General features: G+C 61.7%; 24 protein-coding genes. 17 read left to right on the top strand and 7 right to left on the bottom strand.

Annotated elements, in window-relative coordinates; translation table 11 throughout:
* Positions 1-60: 60 nt before the first annotated feature.
* The 8 genes from LIX93_RS21665 to proP all read left to right on the top strand — a co-directional run bounded on the left by LIX93_RS21665 (position 61) and on the right by proP (position 6,984).
* Positions 61-396, top strand: coding sequence for a hypothetical protein (locus tag LIX93_RS21665; protein ID WP_226506109.1), 336 nt, complete (start codon positions 61-63; stop codon positions 394-396).
* A gap of 237 nt (positions 397-633) precedes the next feature.
* Complete coding sequence (dapA, locus tag LIX93_RS21660) at positions 634-1,500, top strand: 4-hydroxy-tetrahydrodipicolinate synthase (protein ID WP_226506108.1); 867 nt, start codon at positions 634-636, stop codon at positions 1,498-1,500.
* A 335-nt stretch (positions 1,501-1,835) separates the two neighbouring features.
* Positions 1,836-2,792 (top strand): ADP-ribose pyrophosphatase, encoded by a 957-nt coding sequence (locus LIX93_RS21655; RefSeq protein WP_226506107.1) that lies wholly within the window; start codon positions 1,836-1,838, stop codon positions 2,790-2,792.
* A 103-nt stretch (positions 2,793-2,895) separates the two neighbouring features.
* A complete protein-coding gene (locus LIX93_RS21650; RefSeq protein ID WP_226506106.1) occupies positions 2,896-3,867 on the top strand; it encodes a ribonuclease Z in 972 nt (323 codons plus the stop codon).
* Between the two features lie 146 nt (positions 3,868-4,013).
* A complete protein-coding gene (locus LIX93_RS21645) occupies positions 4,014-4,916 on the top strand; it encodes a transporter substrate-binding domain-containing protein (protein ID WP_226506105.1) in 903 nt (300 codons plus the stop codon).
* Positions 4,864-5,058, top strand: a complete 195-nt coding sequence (locus LIX93_RS21640) for a DUF1737 domain-containing protein (protein ID WP_226506104.1) — start codon at positions 4,864-4,866, stop codon at positions 5,056-5,058. The genes LIX93_RS21645 and LIX93_RS21640 overlap by 53 nt, the downstream gene beginning before the upstream one ends.
* A 34-nt stretch (positions 5,059-5,092) precedes the next feature.
* On the top strand, positions 5,093-5,266 hold the full coding sequence (locus tag LIX93_RS21635) for an ACT domain-containing protein (protein ID WP_346015237.1): 174 nt from the start codon (positions 5,093-5,095) through the stop codon (positions 5,264-5,266).
* Between the two features lie 215 nt (positions 5,267-5,481).
* Positions 5,482-6,984 carry a glycine betaine/L-proline transporter ProP gene (proP, locus tag LIX93_RS21630; RefSeq protein ID WP_226506103.1) on the top strand — a complete coding sequence of 501 codons (1,503 nt, stop codon included), beginning with the start codon at positions 5,482-5,484 and terminating at the stop codon, positions 6,982-6,984.
* Between the two features lie 144 nt (positions 6,985-7,128).
* Here proP and LIX93_RS21625 read toward each other — a convergent pair whose 3' ends face one another.
* On the bottom strand, positions 7,129-7,284 hold the full coding sequence (locus tag LIX93_RS21625; RefSeq protein ID WP_226506102.1) for a hypothetical protein: 156 nt from the start codon (positions 7,282-7,284) through the stop codon (positions 7,129-7,131).
* Entirely contained in the window at positions 7,281-7,610 is a 330-nt protein-coding gene (locus LIX93_RS21620) for a hypothetical protein (protein ID WP_226506101.1), read from the bottom strand. The genes LIX93_RS21625 and LIX93_RS21620 overlap by 4 nt, the downstream gene beginning before the upstream one ends.
* Between LIX93_RS21620 and LIX93_RS21615 the strand changes: the two genes are divergently transcribed.
* Both LIX93_RS21615 and LIX93_RS21610 read left to right on the top strand, forming a co-directional pair.
* A complete protein-coding gene (locus tag LIX93_RS21615; RefSeq protein WP_226506100.1) occupies positions 7,609-8,892 on the top strand; it encodes a sugar MFS transporter in 1,284 nt (427 codons plus the stop codon). The two genes, LIX93_RS21620 and LIX93_RS21615, sit on opposite strands and share 2 nt — an antisense overlap.
* Positions 8,893-9,081: 189 nt before the next feature.
* A complete protein-coding gene (locus LIX93_RS21610) occupies positions 9,082-10,191 on the top strand; it encodes an aldose epimerase family protein (protein ID WP_226506099.1) in 1,110 nt (369 codons plus the stop codon).
* Between the two features lie 99 nt (positions 10,192-10,290).
* Here LIX93_RS21610 and LIX93_RS21605 read toward each other — a convergent pair whose 3' ends face one another.
* The 3 genes from LIX93_RS21605 to LIX93_RS21595 all read right to left on the bottom strand — a co-directional run bounded on the left by LIX93_RS21605 (position 10,291) and on the right by LIX93_RS21595 (position 12,374).
* Entirely contained in the window at positions 10,291-10,854 is a 564-nt protein-coding gene (locus LIX93_RS21605; protein WP_226506098.1) for a TetR/AcrR family transcriptional regulator, read from the bottom strand.
* A 195-nt stretch (positions 10,855-11,049) separates the two neighbouring features.
* Positions 11,050-11,751 (bottom strand): glutathione S-transferase C-terminal domain-containing protein, encoded by a 702-nt coding sequence (locus LIX93_RS21600; RefSeq protein ID WP_226506097.1) that lies wholly within the window; start codon positions 11,749-11,751, stop codon positions 11,050-11,052.
* A 143-nt stretch (positions 11,752-11,894) separates the two neighbouring features.
* Positions 11,895-12,374: a cysteine hydrolase family protein gene (locus LIX93_RS21595; RefSeq protein ID WP_226506096.1), complete on the bottom strand. Its 480-nt coding sequence runs from the start codon at positions 12,372-12,374 to the stop codon at positions 11,895-11,897.
* Between the two features lie 192 nt (positions 12,375-12,566).
* On the opposite strand from LIX93_RS21595, the gene LIX93_RS21590 reads away from it, so the two are divergent.
* The 6 genes from LIX93_RS21590 (at position 12,567) to LIX93_RS21565 (ending at position 18,842) form a co-directional block, all read left to right on the top strand.
* Positions 12,567-13,277: a tRNA (adenine(22)-N(1))-methyltransferase TrmK gene (locus LIX93_RS21590; RefSeq protein ID WP_346015234.1), complete on the top strand. Its 711-nt coding sequence runs from the start codon at positions 12,567-12,569 to the stop codon at positions 13,275-13,277.
* Positions 13,278-13,300: 23 nt separating this feature from the next.
* On the top strand, positions 13,301-14,164 hold the full coding sequence (locus LIX93_RS21585; RefSeq protein WP_226506095.1) for an AraC family transcriptional regulator: 864 nt from the start codon (positions 13,301-13,303) through the stop codon (positions 14,162-14,164).
* A 30-nt stretch (positions 14,165-14,194) separates the two neighbouring features.
* Positions 14,195-14,569 carry a cupin domain-containing protein gene (locus LIX93_RS21580; RefSeq protein WP_226506094.1) on the top strand — a complete coding sequence of 125 codons (375 nt, stop codon included), beginning with the start codon at positions 14,195-14,197 and terminating at the stop codon, positions 14,567-14,569.
* A gap of 180 nt (positions 14,570-14,749) precedes the next feature.
* Positions 14,750-15,217, top strand: a complete 468-nt coding sequence (locus LIX93_RS21575; protein WP_226506093.1) for a DUF2231 domain-containing protein — start codon at positions 14,750-14,752, stop codon at positions 15,215-15,217.
* Entirely contained in the window at positions 15,214-16,506 is a 1,293-nt protein-coding gene (locus LIX93_RS21570) for a sorbosone dehydrogenase family protein (protein ID WP_226506092.1), read from the top strand. The genes LIX93_RS21575 and LIX93_RS21570 overlap by 4 nt, the downstream gene beginning before the upstream one ends.
* Before the next feature lie 233 nt (positions 16,507-16,739).
* Complete coding sequence (locus LIX93_RS21565) at positions 16,740-18,842, top strand: TonB-dependent siderophore receptor (protein ID WP_226506091.1); 2,103 nt, start codon at positions 16,740-16,742, stop codon at positions 18,840-18,842.
* A 15-nt stretch (positions 18,843-18,857) separates the two neighbouring features.
* Here LIX93_RS21565 and LIX93_RS21560 read toward each other — a convergent pair whose 3' ends face one another.
* A complete protein-coding gene (locus LIX93_RS21560) occupies positions 18,858-20,465 on the bottom strand; it encodes a bifunctional diguanylate cyclase/phosphodiesterase (protein ID WP_226506090.1) in 1,608 nt (535 codons plus the stop codon).
* A 256-nt stretch (positions 20,466-20,721) separates the two neighbouring features.
* On the opposite strand from LIX93_RS21560, the gene LIX93_RS21555 reads away from it, so the two are divergent.
* Entirely contained in the window at positions 20,722-21,738 is a 1,017-nt protein-coding gene (locus LIX93_RS21555) for a transporter (protein ID WP_226506089.1), read from the top strand.
* 6 nt (positions 21,739-21,744) lie between these two features.
* Here the strand turns inward: LIX93_RS21555 and LIX93_RS21550 are convergent, their stop codons facing one another.
* Complete coding sequence (locus LIX93_RS21550; protein WP_226506088.1) at positions 21,745-22,512, bottom strand: SDR family oxidoreductase; 768 nt, start codon at positions 22,510-22,512, stop codon at positions 21,745-21,747.
* Positions 22,513-22,520: the final 8 nt, after the last annotated feature.

Below are 22,520 nucleotides of genomic sequence, written 5' to 3'. Positions count from 1 at the left end.
CAAAGCCCGATGGCGGCTTGACGACAGTTCTCGCGCCCTGCGGGGCGCCGGAACAGCTCCTTGATTTTCTTGGGTTCAGACGCGCCACCTGAGGCCACCAGCCCGGATGAGATCGCACAGATCGAGGACAAGGACAACGAAGCCAAGGTGCAGCGTGTAGAAAGCCTGATCAAAGAGTCGGCACAGGAGAGTGAAGACGAACCGGGGGATGAGGAACGTTGGCGCGAGGTCGCACAACGACTCCGCTGGGACAACGCCCAGCAAGTGGAACCTCCAGGACTCAACCTGGGACTGACCCATTCGCAGTGCCCGTCAGCCCTAACAGGGATGGATGCTGCTCGACGAGTTGACAGCATCTTCGCCCACTGCGCATTATTGACAGCACTTTTTCAGTAGACACTCCATGCGCGCAATCATCGACCCATCGCTGCTTCCTTCGGACCTTACCATCCGGGCTTGCGCGCGCGTCGTCATTGCCAACAAGTTCAAGAAACAGTCGCTCATTTGACCGGGGCGCGCTGTCCCGTCAGATGGGCTGACAGGACACAGAGCGCCAGGTGCCACTACCCTCTCGCATGATTCCAGCAGCCTCCCTGACGGCGACCAACACGGTCAGCCAAAAAGGAGTTGTGTATGTCGAGTTTTCGTGGGATCTGGGTGGCGCTGGTCACTCCCTTTCACGCCGGTGAAATTGACTTTGTCGCGCTGCGCGGCCTGGTCGCCAGGTTGCTGGAAGACGGCGTTGCGGGCTTTGTCGTCTGCGGCACCACGGGTGAAGCCGCAGCGCTGAGCCACGACGAGCAGTTGGCCGTGCTCGATGCGGTCTTGCAATGGCTGCCCGCCGAGCAAGTGATCATGGGCCTGGCCGGCAACAACCAGCGTGAACTGCTGGCCTTCCAGCGACAGATCCAGCGCCGCTCGCTGGCGGGGCTGCTGGTACCGGCACCCTACTATATTCGCCCTTCGCAGGCCGGGCTGGAGGCCTTCTTCCAGACCGTCGCCGACGCCGCGAGCGTGCCGGTGGTGCTCTACGATATTCCCTACCGAACGGGCGTAAAAATCGAGCGTGAAACCTTGCGGCGCATCGTTCGTCATCCGAACATTGCGGCGGTCAAGGATTGCAGCAGTGACATCGAGACCACCCTGATGCTGATCGCCGATGGCGAGGTTGACGTGCTCGCGGGTGAAGATCTGCAGATCTTCAACACCCTGTGCCTGGGCGGTGCCGGTGCGATATCCGCCTCATCGCACATTCGCGCTGATCTCTACGTGCAGATGCAACGCCAGGTGGCGAATAACGATGTAATTGCGGCGCGAAGCACCTTCAACCGCCTGCGGCCGTGGATGCAGGCAGCCTTCGCCGAGCCCAATCCGGCCTGCGTCAAGACCGCGCTTCAAATGCAGGGCTTGATCGCCAACGAGGTACGCGAGCCCATGCAGGTGTGTGCCTTTGCGACGATGGAACGGCTACGCGGGATATTGTCGGGGCTGGCTAGATAATGTCTTGGACGAGCGTAAATGCCGAGGGCCTGCGGGCCCGAGGCGGCGATACCCGCTGCACCTTGTACGGGATTCAGAAAATTCAGATACAGCCGCTACAGAAGAGCATCACAACCCGCACTACATATCACCCTGTCGAATCAACCGTGCTAGAGCAGACCATGATCGATCTACTAGGTGCACTCCTTGAATTTCTGGCCTTCTGGACTGGTCGTGCGCTCGCGCCAAGAAGCGTTTCATTGTTTGATACTCTTCGATACTGATCCCCCCCTCCCGGTAATCACTGCACCGACGACGAAGCGCGTGCACGACATCAAATCAAGGAGCCCCCACCCATGACCAAGGCAAGTGTTCGAATCATCGAGCAACATCTGCTTTCGGATAACTGGTACGTGCTGAAAAAGATCGAATTCGAGCAGCAGCGCAAGGACGGCAGTTGGCAGACACAAACCCGTGAAGTGTACGACCGGGGCAATGGCGCCACGATCGGGCTCTACAACCTGGCGAAGCGCACCGTCATTCTTACCCGGCAGTTTCGCCTCCCCGCCTTCGTCAACGACCACGACGGTTACTTGATCGAAACCGCAGCCGGGTTGCTCGACAACGCCAGCCCCGAAGAGCGAATCCGGCTCGAGGCCGAAGAAGAAACCGGCTATCGAGTCAAATCCGTGCGCAAGGTGTATGAGGCGTTCATGAGCCCCGGCTCGGTCACTGAGCGCCTGCATTTTTTTATCGGGGAATACCATCCCGAAGACCGTATCAGCGCGGGCGGTGGCCTGGCCGAAGAAGGCGAGGACATCGAGGTGCTGGAGTTGCCCTTCGAGCAAGCGCTGGCGATGATCGATGACGGGCGGATCATGGACGGTAAAACCATCATCCTCCTGCAACATCTCAAACCACTCATGCCACCCTCGCGTCCTCTGATAATCCTGGTGGCCGGCCCCTGCCCCTCCCACCCCGGTGATGATCCCGCTGCAATGGCCGTCAATCTGCAGGCCATGCAACGCTGCGCCCAAGCCCTCTTGCAGGCGGGCCACCTGCCGGTCGTTGCCCAATGGCTGGCATTACCCTTGGAGCAACTGGCGGGGTCCCGTGAGGTAGGCGATGAGGTGTATCAGGCGCATTTTCAGGAGTACGCGAAAATGCTTTTACAGCGTTGCGACGGAGTACTGCGTGTGGAGGGCCCGTCCGAGGACGCGGACTCGATAGTAGAGCTGGCTCGGCAGCGGGGGGTGGCGGTCTATCGCGATATGAACGAGATTCCCGCTGTTCACGAGCGCCAACAAGGATGATCGCCAATAGCAGCAATCTCAAGATAACGATGGCAATGCATTCGACGCTCTACAGCCATTGGTCGAAGTACACTAGCCTTTTTGCCAGCGAGACCCCTTCCCCATGGACCTGCAGTTCCTAGGTACTTCATCCGGCGTCCCCACCAAGGCCCGCAACGTCAGCGCCACCGCAGTCATCGAAGCGTCCGGCAAGGTCTGGTACCTGGTGGATTGCGGCGAAGGCACGCAACATCAGCTACTGCGTACCTCACTTTCGGTACGCGACCTGCGCGCGATTTTCATTACTCATGTCCACGGCGACCACTGTTTCGGACTGCCCGGTTTGTTAGCCAGTGCCGGCATGTCCGGGCGCAGCGAGCCGCTGGACCTGATCATGCCGATCGCCCTGCACGCCTGGGTGCAGCAGAGCCTGGCGGTGAGCGAGAGCTACCTGCCCTTCGAATTGCGCCTGCATGCGCTGGAAACGCTCGACACGTGGAGCAGCGGTACGGTCGAAGTCAGCACCGTCGAGTTGTCGCACCGGGTGCCCAGCTACGGCTACGTATTCGCCGAAATCAACCCCGATCCACGGCTGGATCTGGAGCGCCTTCAGGCCGATGGCATCGCACGCGGACCGCTATGGGGCGAGCTGGCACAGGGGCGCAACGTGGAGCACGGCGGCCGCCTGATCAACGCGAAGGACTACCCTCGCCCCTCGCGTCCGGGGCGCCGCGTGATCGTCTGCGGCGACAATGATCGTCCGCAGTTGTTGGCCGCCGTGGCGCAAGGCGCGGATGTACTGGTGCATGAAGCCACCTTCACCGAACCGGTGCTTGAGCGCGCCTCGACTAACTATGGCCACAGCACCGCTGCGGCAGTGGCACAGTTCGCCGAAGCCGCCGGGATACCGAACCTGGTGCTGACCCACTTCAGCGCCCGCTATCAAAACAATCCGCAGCGAAGCCCTTCCATCGACGATGTCCGCGCAGAGGCGGCGACGTATTACAGCGGTCGACTGACATTAGCGGCAGACCTTCAGCGTTATCACCTTGGCCGGGACGGTGATCTGCAGCCGGTGGAAAGTTTGCGTGTGTAATGAGCTTCGTAGCCAGGATCGGCGGTGTCGGTGCTGCGCGGCCCCTTGGAAACAGATCCGCAGTTTCAGCGAGCACGCCATAGCATTTGCGCCTATTCTCCTGTGATCCAGAAGTGGGCAACCACTCGATATGTTGAGTGTTTTTTATGGGTCATTTGACCAAGCCAATTCGCTACACCCGCAAAGGATTGCGCTTGTACTGCGCAGCATGGTTCGTCACGCTGGCGGGGCCGGCCTGCGCCGGGGGCCTTCCAGCCGTCGATCTGTACCTCTCCCAGTCGCCCCCCCTGACGGTACTCGAACCCGCCGATCAGGATGGCAATAACGGCATCACGGGCATCGTCGGCGAGGTGACCGTCAAGGCGGCTACCCTGGCCGGCTACGATTTGCGCCCGCAGGCATTGCCCTGGGCCCGCTCGCAGCGCATCGTCCAGTCAGGCAGAAACCAACTGATCATCCCGTTGAGCCGCACGCCGGCCCGAGAAAACCAATACACCTGGATAGCACCGGTGATGACCATGGACCGAGCGTTTTTCAGTCTCGACAAACAGGTTGAGACCTTCGAGCAGGCGCGCCAGACCTATGAGCGAGTCGCCGTCGGCATGGGCAGCGCCCAAGAGCAGATGTTACGCGATGAGGGTTTCAGCAATGCGCAGATCTACTCGCTGAAAATCGGTGAAAACCCGGCCCAGATGTTGCTGCTCGGTCGCGTCGATGCCTGGTTCAACGGCGTTCCGGAAACCCGTTATTTCTGGCCGCAAGTCTCGGATCGGCCGTTGCGGATGAGCCCTGCACTGATGAAGTCGGACCTGTACCTGGCCTGCTCGAAAATCTGCGACCCGACAATGGTCGATGATCTGAGAAAGGCCATCGAAACACTGCGCAGCGACGGTACGATCAAGCGCATCACCGATGCCTACCTTGCCAAGACCGCAGCGCAGGCATCAAAGTCACTGCAATCCGCCCCCCAGCAGTCAGCTCCCAAGGACTCCCATCATGAGCCAGCCCCCCGACAACCTGCCGATCTACCGCGTACTCACCGGCCCTGACGACGCAGCCTTTTGCCAGCGTGTCAGTGCTGCCCTGAACATGGGCTACGCACTGCACGGTTCGCCGGCACTGACCTTCAATGGGCAGCAGGTGATCGTTGCCCAGGCGGTCATCTGGGCGGGTCAGGTCAAGGCGTATTGATCGGCCTTATGCCCCATTCCCACAATGAGTTTCCCTGCGGCGCCTCGATGCTGCATCGTCGGCGGCCGCTTTCGCCAGCGCATCAAGCGACGCGGGTATCAGCTGCAACGTGATTGCCGCCTATTACCACGACCCTATATTCGTCAGTCGCGTGGATGCCGATCGTGCCATGCGAGTGCTTTGGAACCTGTCGGACAACGGCGCATAGCGCGGCACCAGGCCCCACGCCTATCCGCAGTCAACGGGTTTGCTGGAGCTTGGGCGATAGGAAAACGTTCCTTGCAGTGAATTATTTTGCGCACTCATATCTCTGATGCACGAGAGCTCGGAGCAGTGCGCCACTGGCACGCACCGAGCGACGGATGCTCGCCCCCTGCCGGGCATGGGGCAAGCGGCGGTCTATCAAGGTCCTGAGTGAACGGCATGAAACTTGGAAAAAAACGCGCAAAACCCTTCGGCTTGAAGGACATCACCATTGTCGACGACGCCAAGATGCGCAAGGCGATCACCGCCGCCGCGCTGGGCAACGCCATGGAGTGGTTCGACTTTGGCGTCTATGGTTTCGTCGCCTATGTGCTGGGCAAGGTGTTCTTCCCCAGTGCCGACCCCAGCGTGCAGATGATCGCCGCACTGGCGACGTTCTCGGTGCCCTTCCTGATTCGTCCGCTGGGCGGGCTGTTCTTCGGTGCACTGGGCGACCGCTACGGGCGACAGAAAGTGTTGGCGGCGACCATCGTCATCATGTCGTTGAGCACCTTCGCCATCGGCCTGATCCCCTCCTACGCCTCGATTGGTATCTGGGCGCCGGTACTGCTGTTGCTGGCCAAGATGGCCCAGGGCTTTTCGGTAGGCGGTGAATACACCGGCGCCTCGATCTTCGTTGCCGAATACGCTCCAGACCGCAAACGCGGCTTCCTCGGCAGCTGGCTGGATTTCGGCTCGATTGCCGGCTTCGTCTTCGGCGCGGGCCTGGTGGTGGCGATCTCCGCCGTGCTGGGCGAAGACAAATTCCAGGAATGGGGCTGGCGTCTGCCGTTCTTCCTCGCCCTGCCGCTCGGCTTGCTGGGGCTGTATCTGCGTAACGCGCTGGAAGAGACTCCGGCCTTCCAGCAGCACGTCGAGAAGCTCGAACAAGGCGATCGCGAAGGCTTGGCGAGCGGCCCTCAGGTGTCGTTCAAGGAAGTGGTCACCAAACACTGGCGTAGCCTGATGACATGCGTCGGCGTGGTCGTCGCCACCAACGTCACCTATTACATGCTGCTCACCTACATGCCGAGCTACCTGTCGCATAACTTGCACTACAGCGAGAACCGCGGCGTATTGATCATCATCGCGATCATGGTCGGCATGCTGTTCGTGCAACCCCTGATCGGGCGCCTGAGCGACAGGTTCGGGCGTCGGCCATTCATCATCTGCGGCAGCATCGGCTTGTTCTGCCTGGCCATTCCAGCCTTCATGCTGATCATCAGTGGCAAGGTCGGGTTGATCTTCACCGGTTTGCTGATACTGGCGGTGGTGCTCAACTTCTTTATCGGTGTCATGGCCTCGACGTTGCCGGCCATGTTCCCCACGCACATCCGTTACAGCGCCCTGGCCAGTGCGTTCAATATCTCGGTCTTGATCGCTGGCGTGACCCCGACCCTGGCCGCGTGGCTGGTCGAAACCACCCAGAACCTGTACATGCCGGCCTACTACCTGATGGTGGTGGCGGTCATCGGCCTGGCCACCGGGTTGACGATGAAGGAGACCGCCAACAAGCCGTTGCGCGGTGCGGCGCCGACCGCCTCCGATCTGGATGAGGCGAAGGAGCTGCTGCAGGAGCATCACGACCACATCGAAGATAAAATCGAAGACATCGACGCGAAAATCGCCGAGTTGCAGGCCAAGCGTGAGGAGTTGGTGCAGCAGCATCCGCGCATTGACTGACGCGCTCAGGCACCCGCTTTGATCATTTGCGCTTGACTACATGCCGGCGATGGCCTCCAGCGTCCGCGCCACTCACACCATGGCCAGGCACCGTGACCAGCGGCGCGGGGCTGGGGTGCGCTTGGACGTAGCGACATGCAGCGATTAGCCCTCGGCAGGCTGGTCGCTCAATGCCTGTTCGATGCCGGCATGGCGATCGAAAGCATGGCCAAGCTGGCGTATCGTGTGGGTCACGCTCTGGATGATGCCGGGGGCAGAGTGCAGGACAGTACCATCAAGATCAAAAAACACGGTTTTCAAGGTGTCTTCTCGTACTGCGATGGTCGCCGCAAATAGTATCCGATCAAGGCAATCGCGCCCGTCATCTCAGTCAGCCCGCCAATAAGTGCCTTATGCCTTCCGGTCAGCGTCACAGACGATCTGTGATCGCCAACACTGCACTTTAGTCGCAAAGCTGCGATCCAGAGCCGTTTCTTCACCTTGGTGTCTGAACTTTCCTGCTTCCTGGGTTTCAGTTCATCCTGAGATGTTTCGGCCTTGGCATGAAAATGCCAGCAGTGACCGTGACAGACGTCGAGACACAACAATGAACCAATACCCCCGACAGAGAACAGGACCGTGGCCATGACGGATAACACCGTTGCAGCATCCTTAGAACAAAACCAACCACCCATTGCCAACGTCCAGCGACTGAGCCTGTTCGTTTTCGCGTTGTTTTTCATTTTTGGCGGCATCACCAGCCTCAATGACATCCTGATCCCCAAACTCAAAAGCCTGTTCAGCCTCAGCTATGCCGAGGCGATGCTGGTGCAGTCGGCGTTCTTCCTTGCCTATGCGCTGGCGTCCATCCCCGCCAGCCTGCTGATCAGCCGCATCGGCTACATGCGGGCGGCGGCTATCGGCCTGGTGACCATGGCCGTGGGTTGCGCGTTGTTCATTCCTGCCGCGCTGGTGGGGCTGTTCGGCGCCTTTTTGATCGCGCTGTTCGTGCTGGCGATCGGCGTCACCGTGGTGCAGGTGGTCTCCAACCCGCTGATCTCGCTGCTGGGCCCGCAACAGACCTCCCACAGCCGCGTGACCTTCGCCCAGGCGTTCAACTCGCTGGGCACCACCGTCGCGCCGTACCTGGGCGCCATGCTGATCCTCGGCTCGCTGAGCCAGGTCGACCCGGCCACCCTGAGCGGTTCGGCATTGGCGACCTATCTGGCCGAAGAAGCCAAGGTCATCAGTAACACCTACGCGGGCCTTGCGGTGGCGCTGATCGTGGTGGCTTTGCTGGTCTGGCAACAACGCAAGCATCTGCCCTCCTCGCTCACCAGTGGCAACGCCAACCCGCTCTCGGCCTTGAGCCTGCTCAAGCAACCGCGCTTCGCATTCGGTGCGGCCTGCATTTTTTGCTACGTCGGGGCGGAAGTGTCCATCGGCAGCCTGCTGACCAACTTCCTGATGCAGGACTCGACTTTCGGCTTCAACGCCGAAGTGGCCGGCAAGCACGTGGCCTACTACTGGGGCGGCGCAATGATCGGCCGCTTCATCGGTGCCGGCCTGCTGCGCGCGTTCGCACCGGGCAAGGTGTTGGCCTGTGCCGCCGTGGTCGCCATTGCGCTGATCGCCAGCGCCGCCACCAACCACGGTGCCGTGGCCGGCTGGTCGATCCTGGCCATCGGCTTGTTCAACTCGGTGATGTTCCCGACTATCTTCGCCCTGGCGTGTGAAGGGCTGGGCAAACGCGCCGCCGAGGGCTCGGGGCTGATCTGCTGCGCCATCGTCGGCGGCGCCATCGTGCCGCCACTCACCGGCCTGGCCGCCGACCTCAGCACCCTGGGCCTGTCGCTGGTGGTGCCGGCGGTTTGCTACGCAGTGATCGCGTCGTATGGCTGGTACGCGCGCCGTTCCGCGCTGGCCTGATAGCTGCCCGGACCGCGCCTGTCACCAGCAGGCGCGACTCTCCTCCCACAAAAGCCGCCGACCAGCGGCTTTTTTTTCGCGCCAAGTCGCCTAATGCCAACGCTGTCACTCTTGTCAGAGCGGACCGCCCCACCTGCGCTACGCTGGTACCTGCTTCCATCTGCCGCCGTTCAACGCAAGGATTGATCCATGAGCACCTCTGCATCGCCTGCCAAGGCATCCGCCCTCACCCAGCACAAAAGCCCTTTCGGCACCCTCGCCGACGGCACGCCCATCGACAAATACACCCTGAGCAACAGTGCCGGCATGCAGGTCAGCGTGATCACCTACGGGGCGATATTGCAGGCAGTGATCGTACCCGACCGCCATGGCCACAGCGACGACGTACTGCTCGGTTTCGATGAAGCCCAGAGCTACCAGACCCACGCCGATCCGCATTTCGGCGCCACCATCGGCCGCTATGGCAATCGCATCGCCGACGGCCAGTTTGTGCTTGATGGCGTCAGCTACCGCATCCCGCTCAACGACGCGACGAACGCCATTCACGGCGGTCCGAAGGGCTTCGACAGCCACGTCTGGCAAGCCGAACCCATCCAGGAAGACGGCTCGGTGGGCGTCACACTCAGCTACACCAGCGCGGATGGCGAGATGGGCTTTCCTGGCGAGCTGCGGACTCAGGTGACCTACCGCCTCAACGAGCGTAACGAATTGCACATTCACTACCATGCCACCACCAGCAAACCCACGGTGGTCAATCTGACCAACCACGGCTATTACAACCTGGCCGGCGCTGGCAACGGCACCATCCTCGATCACCTCGCCACCCTGCATGCCAGCCACTACACCCCGGTGTCGGCGAAGCTGATCCCGACCGGCGAGATTGCCCCCGTTGCCGGCACGCCGATGGACTTCCTCTCCCCCACGGCGTTCGGCCCGCACATTCAAGACGACCACCCACAACTCAAATTCGTCGAGCCCAAGCAGGGCGGCTTCGACTTCAACTACGTGCTGGATACCGGTGGTGACCTGAGCAGGCCGGCCGTTGAAGTGCATGACCCGAAGTCGGGGCGTCGCCTGCAACTGTTCACCACCCAACCGGCGGTGCAGCTGTACACCTCGAACCTGCTCGACGGCACGATCACCGGCAAAGGTGGCAAGGTTTATCTGCACTGGGGCGCCTTTGCCCTGGAAGCTGAGCATTACCCCGACTCACCCAATCAGCCGACCTTTCCCAGTACCCGCCTGGAGCCTGGGGCGGTGTATGCACACACCACAGTGCTGAAATTCAGCCACGACTGAGGCTTCAGGTGGCAGCCACTAGCTTTGGCGGCTTTCGGTGGCCGAAGGCCCAATATCGCAGCGGCGACCCTAGCGCCGTGATCAAGCTGAGCGCCCTAATCAGGCTGGCAAGGGCCCGCAGGCCCGATAGGTGTCCATCAGCGTGTCGAACAAGGCGATGTCCGCGCGGCTTCTGGCCATGAGCTGGGCGCCGACCACGGCGGAAAAAATCGCCCTTGCCCGCATGCCGCTTTGCGCAGGCGCACACACCTCGGCAGCCACCAGCAGCTGGCTCAGCCAGGCGATATTGACCTCGGCGAACCGCTGGATTTCCTGGGTCATTTCGGCGGGCAAGTTGTCGGTCTCGGCGCCCACGAAGCTGGCCAGGCACAGGCGATTATCGGCTTCGAGCGAGCGACGAAAGATCTCGGGGAAACGCCGCAAGGCGTCCAGCGGGTTCGGGCTCTGCGCGCTGATATCCTCGAGCGCGGCCGCCCCGTCCTGCCAGTAGCGCTGGGCCACCGCGACGCCGAGGTCGGCCTTGCTCGGGAAGTGGTAGTAGATGCTGGCCGCCTTGATACCGACCGCTGCGGCCAGATCGCGAAAATTCAGGCCGTTGTAGCCTTGGGACTGAGCGATGTTTCTGGCAGCCAGGAGGATCGCTTCGCGGGCATTGATGGTCATGGGGGTGCCTGTCACCCGTTGGGCGATCGCTGGAAAAAAGTGCCGCTATGCTAAATCAAAAGCCTGCCTTTTGTTAGGTAGAGCCGCCCTGGACTCATGCCTGCGTCGACGGGCAATGCCGTTTCAATCTCGATGGTTTGCGTCGAGCCCGCCACGTCATGGCGGTCCCGACGATGATGCACTCACCATTCAACTTCAAGCGGCAGGCGAGTCCAGTTCAGGGATGCCGCTGCTGCGATCGGCGTAGGCCGCCTGGAAACCTGGGCGTGCCTGCCAGCGTTTCCAGTAATAGTCGAGAAACTCGAAACGCTCGTCCAGCGGCGTGGCGTTGACCGGAAATTTGGAGAACGCGATCGCGGTTGCCAGGGTGATATCGGCAAAGGTCGGCTCCGCGCCGCCCAGCAGCCAGTCGCGGCCGTCGGCCAAATGACCATTGACCAGTGCCGCGTGGCTCAGCGCTTCCTTGCGGCAGTGCTCGCCCCAGGCCTCGTTCTTGGTCAGTTCGAGCTTGAAACCCAGCCCGGTGTGCAACACGTGGAACGCCGTGACGATGCGATACAGGATGTGCACCCACACGCGGTTGTCCCACATGTTGTCGAGACCTTGTTCCAGCGGCGTTTCGCCCATGATCTTGCGGCCGGGGTATGACTGGTCGAGGTAGCGAACGATGGCCGGCGTCTCGGAAATAAAACTGCCGTCTGCCAGCTGGAGGGTAGGCGTTTCGCCCCACGGGTTCATGTTGAGATGGCGCCAGCCGCGCTGTTCGCCGCCGGGGGCCATGTCGTAGACGGTCTCGTCGAACTGATCGGCGATGCCTTTTTCATGCATGAACAGGCGCAGGCGCTGGGGATTGGGAAATGCCGAGGGGGAAGTGAACAGCTGCAATTTAGTGGTCATTGTCGGGTCCATAGAGGGGTGGGATCAGCCACCTAACAATCGTTAGGTAGGCTTACCGTAAACCCCCAAAGAGCGCACGTCAACCCCTACCTAACATTTGTTAGGCTAATCGCCCATCCCGCGCCCTTGGCTGGGCTGCGACTTTATGCACCTAACTCGGCAATCACCTCCGCCCGCGTGGTGACCTGGCGAAAGTGATGCGTCCACAGCTCGATCCCCAACTTGCCGGACCTGTCCAGAGACGAGCCCACCGTCAGGTCGGTGACCAACGTCGGGCTCAGCCCGGCATCGAACAGCGCAAAGCCGGCGGCGAGCACGCAGGTTTCGGTCTGCATGCCACACACCAGCACCCGCTCGACGCCGAGTTGCTTGATGTAGGCTATGGTTTCGACGGTCGGGCCGTAGCCGTGCTTGATAAACACCTTGTCGGCCTCGACCAGGCTCTCGTCCTCGGCCGCCGGATGCCAGCCGAGCTGTTTGTCGAACGGCGTGACCTGCTCGTCATGCAGCTCGACGGAGGCGACCGTCGGAATTCTCGCCGAGAACGCCCGTGCGCCATCGACCAGCCATTCGGGTGGGCTGAACGTGGATTGAATATCGACTATGAGCAACACCTGGCGCATGGGCTTGTCCGAAAGGCAACTGGAGGGCGCGGAGTATACCGGGCCCGCTATTGGCTGCGGCCGCCGGGCCGTCATCAGGCACACAGAGGCCTGGCTCTGGTCGCAAAAATTTGAAATGCACCGCATAGCTCGCCAGAATCGCGGTCCGATCCGGCCTCGTGGTCGGGTGCGTGAAGCAAACAGGGGTTAGCGTTGAACGAACACACATTGTCCATGCGCCTGGAGCGCGTGGCGGCGCAGGTGCCCGCTGGCGCTCGGCTGGCCGATATCGGCTCGGACCACGGCTATCTGCCCGTGGCGTTGATGCGCCGCGGCACCATCGTCGCCGCCGTAGCTGGCGAGGTAGCACTGACGCCGTTCCATGCCGCTCAACGTACCGTGCGCGACAATGGCCTGGAACCCCACATCACCGTGCGCCAGGCCAACGGCCTGGCGGCGATCGAAGCGCAAGACGCCATCACCGCGATCAGCCTGTGCGGCATGGGTGGCGAGACCATCCGCGACATCCTCGACAGCGGCAAAGCTCGCCTCCACGGCCTCGAGCGCCTGATCTTGCAACCCAATGGCGGCGAGCAACCGCTGCGCCAGTGGCTGATGGAAAACGGCTATCGGATTGTTTACGAAGAAGTGCTGCGAGAAAACCGTTTCGACTACGAAATCATCGTCGCCGAGCGCAATGGCCCGCGGCAGTATTCTCCCGAGGAGCTGTATTTCGGTCCGCTGCTGCTGAAGACGCGCAGCCCGGCGTTTCTAGCCAAGTGGCAGCGCCGATTGCGCGAAAGGCAACGGACCTTGGGCCAGCTCTCGCGAGCGCAGCAGGCGTTGACCCAGGAGAAGTTGCAAGATATCGCCCGGCAGATTTGCTGGATTACCGAGATGCTGGACAGTACCGAGCGCTCATAACCGATCTATCGGACAGCGAATTCATGGAACGAAGCAAGCACCCGACGCCCCCCGACTGGGTCATCCACAACTCGCCACCCGGCCAGATCGAGCGTATCGAAGCCTGGTTCGGCGGCCATGGCTACGACCCGCACCGCCACGACACCTACTCCATCGGCCGCACGCTGTCAGGCGTACAGAGCTTCCACTACAAGGGCAGCCTGCGCCATGGCATGCCCGGCAATACGCCGGTGCTGCATCCCGATGAAGTACACGACGGCATGGCCGGCACCGAGTCGGGCTTTCGCTATCGCATGGCCTATATCGATCCGGCCTTGATTCAGCAAGTGCTCGGCGGCGAGCCATTGCCGTTCATTGGCGCCGGGCTCTCGAGCGATCAGCGTTTATACCGGGCCAGCGAGCCCTTCGTGCAGGCCATGGATCACCCGCTCGATGCCCTCGAAGAACAGGACGCTGTGTTCGATCTGGCCATGGCATTGCGCGCCGTCGCCGGCAAACCGCGCGGGCGCAAGCGCCTGGATTATCGCGCCACCGAGCGAGCGCGAGAATTCATCCTCGCGCACCTGCACACGACCATCACCCTGGAGATGCTCGAGCACGCCAGCGGCCGTGAGCGCTGGAGCCTGTCGCGGGATTTTCGGGTGCTGTACGGCACCAGCCCCTATCGGTTCGTGACCCTGCGCCGCCTCGACCAATTGCGCCGGCTGCTGCTCGATGGCTTCTCGCTGGTGGACGCCGCGCTGGCGGCCGGCTTTCATGACCAGAGCCACATGACCCGACACTTCACCCGTTGTTATGGCGTGCCGCCGTCGCGCTGGCTGGAGCGGCTGTTGGCGCAGCGCACACTTGCAGGATCGTACAAGAGCCGTCCGCCCACCCTCCGTTAGGCTCACGCTTCCATTGAGAGAGGAAGCGTCATGAACGAACTGAGCCTGCACCCCGTCAATTTGCTGCACAAAGCGTCGAGCATCGACACACAATGGAGCCCGCGCATCGTCGCCGAGATGAACGACTACCAATTCAAGGTCGTGCGTATAGAAGGTGAATTCATCTGGCACTCCCACCCCGAAACGGACGAAGCCTTCCTGGTATTGGCGGGGGAACTGCGTATCGACCTGCCCCACGGCCAGGTGTTCGTCAGGCCCGGTGAATTGTATGTAGTGCCACGGGGCATCAAGCACCGGACCGCATCGGCAAGTGAAGCCAAACTGATGATGATCGAGCCCCGGGGGATATTGAATACGGGACATGAAGGAGGTGAGCGCACGGCGCAAAACGACCTGTGGATCTAGATAGCAGCGCTACCGTGTCGCACAGACCGACACGGCCCAAACTACCTGCACACCCAATATCTTTGAACTAACAGTCCGCCAGCATGATCGTTTTCTATGCGCAGTGAGCGCGGCCCGGGCAGGCCGGTGTATCCACACCGAGCCCAACGCCCGGGTCGCTGAACGACATAAGGAGCCGCCATGACCGCCACCACCCTCCCCGACTACCGCTACCGGCCTGGGCCGCTGCACGCGATCCTGCTGGCCGGCAGCGTGCCGCTGTTTCTGGGCGCCCTGCTCAGTGACCTCGCCTACTACCTGACCTACCAACCGCAGTGGAGCAACTTCGCCGCCTGGCTGTTGTTCGGTGCAGCGCTGTTTAGCGGTTTGGCACTGCTGTTCGCGCTGGTCAACCTGATCCGCGCCAGGCCGAAGGCCGGACGCCCGACGCGGTACTTCCTGTTGTTGCTGATCAGCTGGGCGCTTGCGGTACTCAACTCCTTCGAGCATGGCAAGGATGCGTTTGCGGTCATGCCCTCGGGCCTGGTGCTGTCGGTCGTCGCCGCGCCGTTGATCCTGATCGCCGCCTGGATCGGGCTGAGCAACCTGCGCGCTGACTACGTGCCTGTAGTCAGAGCCTCCTCCCGCGAAACTGGAGGTGTTGTATGAAACATTCGAGTGCACTGACTGCGCTGAGCATTGCCCTGCTGCTCAGCGGCTGCAATGGCGCGGGTGACGCCACCGAAACCCATGGCGCCGACCCGAAACTGCCGACGCAAGAGCGCGGCCTGCTACCGACCATGAAGATCGCCGAGCCAACGGCGTGGGGCGATCAAAAGCCCAGGGTGCCCGAGGGCTACAGCATCACGGCGATTGCCAATGACCTGAAGATCCCGCGCCAGACCTTGGTGCTGCCCAACGGCGATATCCTCGTGTCCGAAGGCAAAGGCGGCACCGAGGCGCAGCTCAAGCCCAAGGACGTCATCGCCGCCCTGGTCAAGGCGCGCGGTACCACGCCGGTCAAAGGTGGCAACCGCCTGACCTTGCTGCGCGATGCGGACGGCGATGGCGTATATGAACTGAAAACGGTGTTCGCCGAAAACCTCAACGCGCCCTATGGCCTGGCCTTCGCCAACGGCAAGATCTACGTCGCTAACCAGGATGCGCTGGTGAGTTTCGACTACACCGACGGCCAGACCAAAGCCAGCGGCGCGCCCACCACGATCACCGACCTGCCCGCGCGGATCAACCACCACTGGACCAAATCGCTGGCGGCCAGCCCCGATGGCAAGTGGCTGTATGTGGGCATCGGTTCGAACAGCAACATCACCGAACGCGGCATGGAGGTCGAGCAGAACCGCGCGCGGGTCTGGCAGATCGACGCCACCACCGGTGCCCACCGCCCCTACGCCACCGGCATTCGCAACCCGACGTCATTGACGATCCAGCCGGGCACCGGGCAATTGTGGGCAGTGGCCAACGAGCGTGACGAGCTGGGCCCGGACCTGGTCCCGGATTACCTGACGTCGGTGCGCGATGGCGCCTTCTACGGCTGGCCCTACAGCTATTGGGGACAAAACGTCGACACCCGCGCACAGCCGCAAAATCCGGAGCGCGTCGCCGCGGCGATCAAACCGGATTACGCCTTGGGCTCTCACGTCGCGGCGCTGGGCGTGACCTTTTCGATTGCGGCCCTGGGCGACAAGTTCGCCGACGGTGCCTTCGTCGGCGAGCACGGCAGCTGGAACCGCGAGAATCCGGTGGGCTACAAGGTGGTCTTCGTGCCGTTCAGCAACGGCAAGCCCAGTGGCGAGCCGATCGACTTCGCCACCGGCTTCCGTGGCGAAGACGGCAAGACCCGTGGTCGCCCAGTGGGTGTGACCGTCGACCCGAAAGGCGCGCTGATCATTGCTGACGACCTGTCGAACACCGTTTGGAGGGTGACGCGCAATCGTTGAGCCGTTAATCCCGGGTGGCCCGCACGATCGGGCCGCTCGTTTTTCCCCGCTGCAAACCCTTCTCCATACCCTGCCTGCCCCCCCTCCAGACGTATCAAGCCTGACACTGAAAAAAATGTGAAATACGAATCAATATTTGGTTACTATTCGCTTCGATTCGTATCTGAGTGTGTTTCTCATTTGCAATCGCACCCAATATTGACGTAAATCCATCAACATCAGGAATTCACCTCTTGAATCGTCGCCTCTCCGCCAGCTTGCTGCTGGTCAGCGCCTGCAGCGCCCTGCCCCTCGCCCACGCCGCCGATGAGGTGGTGCTGCCGTCCACGCAGATTGAGGACAGCGCCGTTCGCGGCGACGAACCGAGCGTGGGCTATCAGGGCAAGCCGGCGTCCAGTACCACCAAGCTGGGGCTGACGGACAAGGAAACGCCGCAGGCGATTACTACCATCACCCGCAAGCAGATGGATGATTTCCACATGAACGGCATCAAGGATGCGCTGCGTTCAGCGCCCTCGGTGACCGTAGAGCAAAGCGAAACCGACCGTACCGAGTTCACCTCGCGGGGGTTCGAGATCGGCTCGTTCGAGTACGACGGCATGGGCATGCCGTTCGCGCAGACCACCCTGATCGGCGATCAGGACATGGCCGAATTCGAGCAGATCGACGTGCTGCATGGCGCCAATGGCCTGATGAGCGGCACCGGAAACCCGTCGGCGACGGTCAACTTCGTGCGCAAGCGGCCTACCGACACCTTCCAGGCGCAGATAGGCACCAGCGTGGGCTCGTGGGACAGCCGCCGCGTCGACGTCGATGTGTCTGGGCCGCTGACCCCCACCGGCAATGTGCGCGGACGCTTTATCTATGCGCACGACAAGGGCAACTCGTGGATGGATCGTTACAGCCACGAAAAAAACGTCGCCGCCGGCCTGTTGGCATTCGACGTGTCCGACGCTGACACCCTGACCGTAGGATTCACGCAGCACAACAGCGACTCCAATGGCAGTACCTGGGGCAACCTGCCGCTGATCGATGGAAATGGCAATCGTATCCACTACAGCAGCCGCAGCGCCAACGTCGGCCAGCCGTGGACCTACTGGAACATGCACACTCAGCGCGCCTTCGCCGAGCTCAAGCATGATTTCGGCAATGGCTGGAACGCCACGGTGACTGCCACGGCGATCAACGAGAAACAAGACACCAACATGTTCTACGTCGACAGTGTCAGTGACGGTACGGCGACAGCCTTTACTGCCCATACCACCAGCGAAGCCCACGAGATGATCGGCGAAGCAAAAGCCTCGGGGCCGTTCAGCCTGTTCGGGCGCGAGCATCAACTGACGGTGGGGACTACCTACGGCCGCACTCATCAGAAGGCCCGCGAATGGGATCCCGAGCCCGGCGGCTACTACGAACTGCCATTTGCCGGCGTGCTGCCTGGCGCAGTCGCAGAGCCGGACTTCACGCAAACCAGCGACGGTAATACACAAAACTTCGTCGACCGACAAAAAAGCCTTTTCGCCGGCGCCCGCTTCAGCCTGGCGGACGACCTGCACTGGATCGCCGGCGCGCGCATGATGAGCATGGACAGCTCGGGTGCCAGCTATGGCTCCGATCACTCCCAGCGCGAGCACGGCAAGGTCACGCCCTACACCGGCCTGGTCTACGACCTGACCCCGCAGTGGAGCGTCTACACCAGCTGGACCAAAATCTACAACCCGCAGTACGGCTACAACGGCCTCGACGGTAAACCTCTGGCACCGCTGGAGGGCAAGAGCCTGGAGGCCGGCCTCAAGGGCAGCGTGCTGGACAATCGCCTGGACCTGACCGCTGCCGTGTTCAAGACCCAGCAAAGCAACGCCATGGGCAGCTACATTCAGTCTGGCTCCCAGTACCTGTATCAAACCACCGACTACAAAAGCCACGGCATCGAGCTGCAAGCCTCAGGCGAAGCCCTGCCCGGCCTGGACCTGATGGGTGGCTACACCTACGTGCGCATCGACGATGAAGATGGCGACAAGACCCGCCGGTACGTACCGACCCACAGCTTCCATGGCATGGCCAGCTATCGCCTGCCGGGCATGCCCAAAGCCACCGTCGGCACCCGTGTGAGTTGGCAGAGCGGCATCCAGAGCGATGCCACCTCTGTGGTTCGCCAGAACGCCTACGGCCTGGTCGATCTGATGGCCAGCTACGACATCGATAGCCACTGGAACACGGCGCTGAACTTCAACAACATCACCGACCGCAAGTACCTGCTGTCGATGTACAGCCAGACCGCGTCGAGCTACGGCGCCCCACGTAACCTCACCGCCTCGGTCACCTGGAAGTACTGATCCCACCGCTGTCACTCACCGTGAGACCTGCAGAGCGCTCACGGCGAGTGCCCCAGAGGGCCGATTGCAAGTGGACGCAAGGGCCTGGGCACTCGCTTGCGGGCGACCAAACAGATACCCCTGCGCGAAATGGCAGCCGTTGCGCGCCAGCCATTCCGGCAGATGGGGCAGATGAAATTCCTCGATCCCTTCCGCCGTGACCTGCATGTTCAAGCTACGGGCCATGCCCAATATGGCCTCGACCATCGGCAGATGATTGATCGCGCCGGGTTCGAAGAACGAGCGGTCGATCTTGATCTTGTCGATGGCCAGCCGGGTCAGGTGATAGAGCCCCGAGTAACCGGTGCCGAAATCATCCAGCGATACGGTGATCCCATGGGCTTGCAGCTTGCTCAGGTTGCGCCGGGCAGCATCCAGGTTGCCGACCAGGGCCTCCTCGGTGATTTCCAGCTCCAGTCGACTGCACGGAAAATCCAGCTGTTGCAACTGCGCCAACAGGGCATCCGGAAAGCACTCGTCGATGATCATCGCCGCGCTGATATTGAGCGACAGGCGATAGTCGCCCCGCCACTGCCGCGAGGCGGCGCAGGCCTGGGCGAGCAACGACCGAGTGACGGCCGCCAGCAGGCCCAGATCCTCAAGCACCGGTATGAAATCCCCAGGCATGACCACACTGCCGTCGGCCTTGATCCAGCGCGCGAGAATCTCGAAGCCCACCACTTGTTTACCCGGCAGCGCCACGATCGGCTGATAGAACGGCACGATCTCTTGCCGTTCGACGGCGAGCGTCAGCGCGAACTGCAGATCGGACAACGCCCGCCGCTCAAGCTCGTACTGCGGATCATAGAAGTTGTAGGTGGAGCGACCGCTCTGCTTGCCGCGGTACATGGCCGTGTCGGCAAAATGCAGCAAGGTCGAGGCATCGGTGGCGTCGACCGTCGAACGGGAAATGCCCACCGTGGCACCCAGACCCGAGGGTTTGACGATTTCGGGCATCGGCGCGCTCAGATTGGCGATGACGGTTTCGGCGATCTGCGCCAGCATCGACACCTCGTGATCCGCCTGCAACAGCAGGCAAAACTCGTCGCCGCCCAAGCGGGCCGCTATCGCGCCATATTCCAGGGCGATGTCCTCAAGACGACTCGCCACCTCGCAAATGACGCTGTCGCCGACCGAATGGCCGTGGTTGTCGTTGACCGGCTTGAAGTGATCCAGATCGATCAAGAAGATCACCACCGGCTGGGACGCCGCCAGCCACTCGGTGAGCAGATCAATGAACTTGCGCCGGTTGATCAGGCCGCTGAGCGAGTCGTAATAGGCCAGGGTCTGCGTTTGCGAATGGGCCCATTGCATACGCCGATAGCTCTGGCGCGTATTGCTGACCAAGCGCTTGAGCACCAGAATGGGCAAGATCAACGACATGAAAGAGAACGCCGTCGAGGTCAAAACGAAACGCCAACGCTCGGCATCTTCGAAATCGCTCTCGTAGGGCAGGCCGAACAAGTGCATGGTCCATGCTTCCAGCCGAAACTCCCAGAGAATCGATATGCCACCCATCGTCAGGACCGCCAGCAACACAATCAGGGTCAAGCGCAGGGGGCTGTATTGGTAGAGGTCGGACATGGGCAGTACCGCGAAGGAAAAGGCGCATAGATATCATATAGCCATCACTGCCCCGCGTGTACAACCGTCGGTCTTGATGCGCGCCTCACAGTCATCCTGTAAAGCACGGTTTCAAAGGCTTTACGACGCTGTAGAGCCTTCGACCATCGTAACAACAAGCAACAAACTGCCACAAAACTGAAATAACAGCTTGTCATGCTCTGCGCTTGTTTCAGTACGCCAAGGACGGCGGCCCCTTCTCGTCGCGCGAGCCTCCATGAATCAAAGCATTGTGCATAACCAACAGGACTCCGACCTTTTCGGCCTGCTCTATGGCTTCCGCTTTCGCCCAGGGGAGCGCGGCCAGGAAATCGATTCGGTGGCGGCACTGGGCTGTTTGAACGGCCCCGAGGTGCCGGAAGAGTTCGTCTGGCTGCATTTGAGCCTGGCCCACGCCTCGTGCGAGCGCTGGATGAAGGCCAACCTGGACATGCCTGAAGAGTTTTTCGAGGCCCTGCACGAAGGCTCGCGCTCGACCCGCATCGAACACATCGACTCGGCGTTGCTGGCCGTGGTCAACGACGTGGTGTTCGATTTCAATATGCTTTCCACCGATATCTCCACCCTGGTGGTGTGCGCCCGCGGCCACCTGTTGATCACCGCGCGCGTGCAACCCTTGCGCTCGGTGGACAAACTGCGCTCGTCGGTCAAACGCGGCGAACTGTTCCGCTCGCCGCTGGAATTGCTGGTGCATCTGTTGCGCGATCAGGGCGAGGTGCTGACCCAGTTTTTGCGCCAGACCAGCATCAGCGTCGACCATATCGAAGACCAGTTGCTGTCCCAACGGCTGAGCAGCAATCGGGCCGAGTTGGGTGCCATGCGCCGCGTGCTGGTGCGCCTGCAACGTCTGCTGGCCCTGGAACCGGGCTCGTTGATGCGCCTGCTGCACAAGCCGCCGACCTGGTTGCTGGAAGAAGACGTGCAGGAGCTGCGCCAGTCCACCGAAGAATCCGCGCTGGTGATCAGCGATCTGACGGCCCTGGTCGAACGCATCAAGCTGTTGCAGGAAGAAATCGCGGCCAACCTCAACGAACAGAGCAACCGCACCCTGTACACCTTGACCGTGGTGACGGTGCTGGCGCTGCCCATCAACATCGTCGCCGGTTTTTTCGGCATGAACGTCGGTGGCATTCCCTTGGCCGCCAACGAGCACGGCTTCTGGGTGCTGGTGGCGGTGGTGGCCACCTTCACTTTGATCACCGCGCGCTGGGCGTTTCGCAAGCGCTCGGACTGATCCCGCCTATTCGCCGGCCCGCGCTGCTGCCATCTGGTCGTTGAACTGCTTGAAGAAGCCGGCGTAGTTGCCGTTCGCTTCGGCGAAGCGCAACGGCTTGACGCGCTCGACGAGGATTTCTTCGGCCTCTGGCGAATGCTCGAAAATTCCCATCACCTCGGCAATGAATTCCTTGAGCGGCATGGCGTGCGGGTCATTGGCCTGGCGCTCGCCCATCAGCTCGGTCTGCACATAGGGCGGCGCCAGTTCGTGGACCTTCACCGCCGTGTCCTTGAGTTGGTAGCGCAACGACTGGCTGTAGGAATGCACCGCCGCCTTGGTCGCGCAGTAGCTGGGCGTCAGGGCCAGCGGCAGGAAGGCCAGGCCGGACGACACCGTGACGATGGCCGCATGGGGCTGCTGGAGAAAGTGCGGCAGCAACGCGCGGTCCAGGCGCAGCGGGCCCAGCAGATTGGTGGCCACGGTGTCATCGAGCGCCGAGTCGCCGGCCAGCAGGTTCTCGCTGCGCATGATGCCCGCGCTGTGGATCACCGCATTGAGGCGCGGGTAGCGGGCAATCAGCTCGGCAGCAACGCGCTGGACGTCTGCCGCATCGGCGATATCCAGTACCACGTAGTGCAAGCCCGGGTTGGCTGCAGTGACCTGCTTGAGCACCGACTCGCGGCGCCCGGCGATGATCACTTCGTTGCCCAAAGCGAGGAAGGCTTCGGCCAGCGCGCGGCCGATACCGCTGCCGCCGCCAGTGACCAAAAGGGTGTTGGCTGTGCTGTGCATAGTGAACT

Source organism: Pseudomonas sp. MWU16-30317, from assembly GCF_020515695.1.
In the GTDB taxonomy this organism is placed as follows: Bacteria; Pseudomonadota; Gammaproteobacteria; order Pseudomonadales; family Pseudomonadaceae; genus Aquipseudomonas.
Note: the sequence above shows the minus strand (reverse complement) of the source record. Positions and strands in the feature narration are given on the sequence as shown.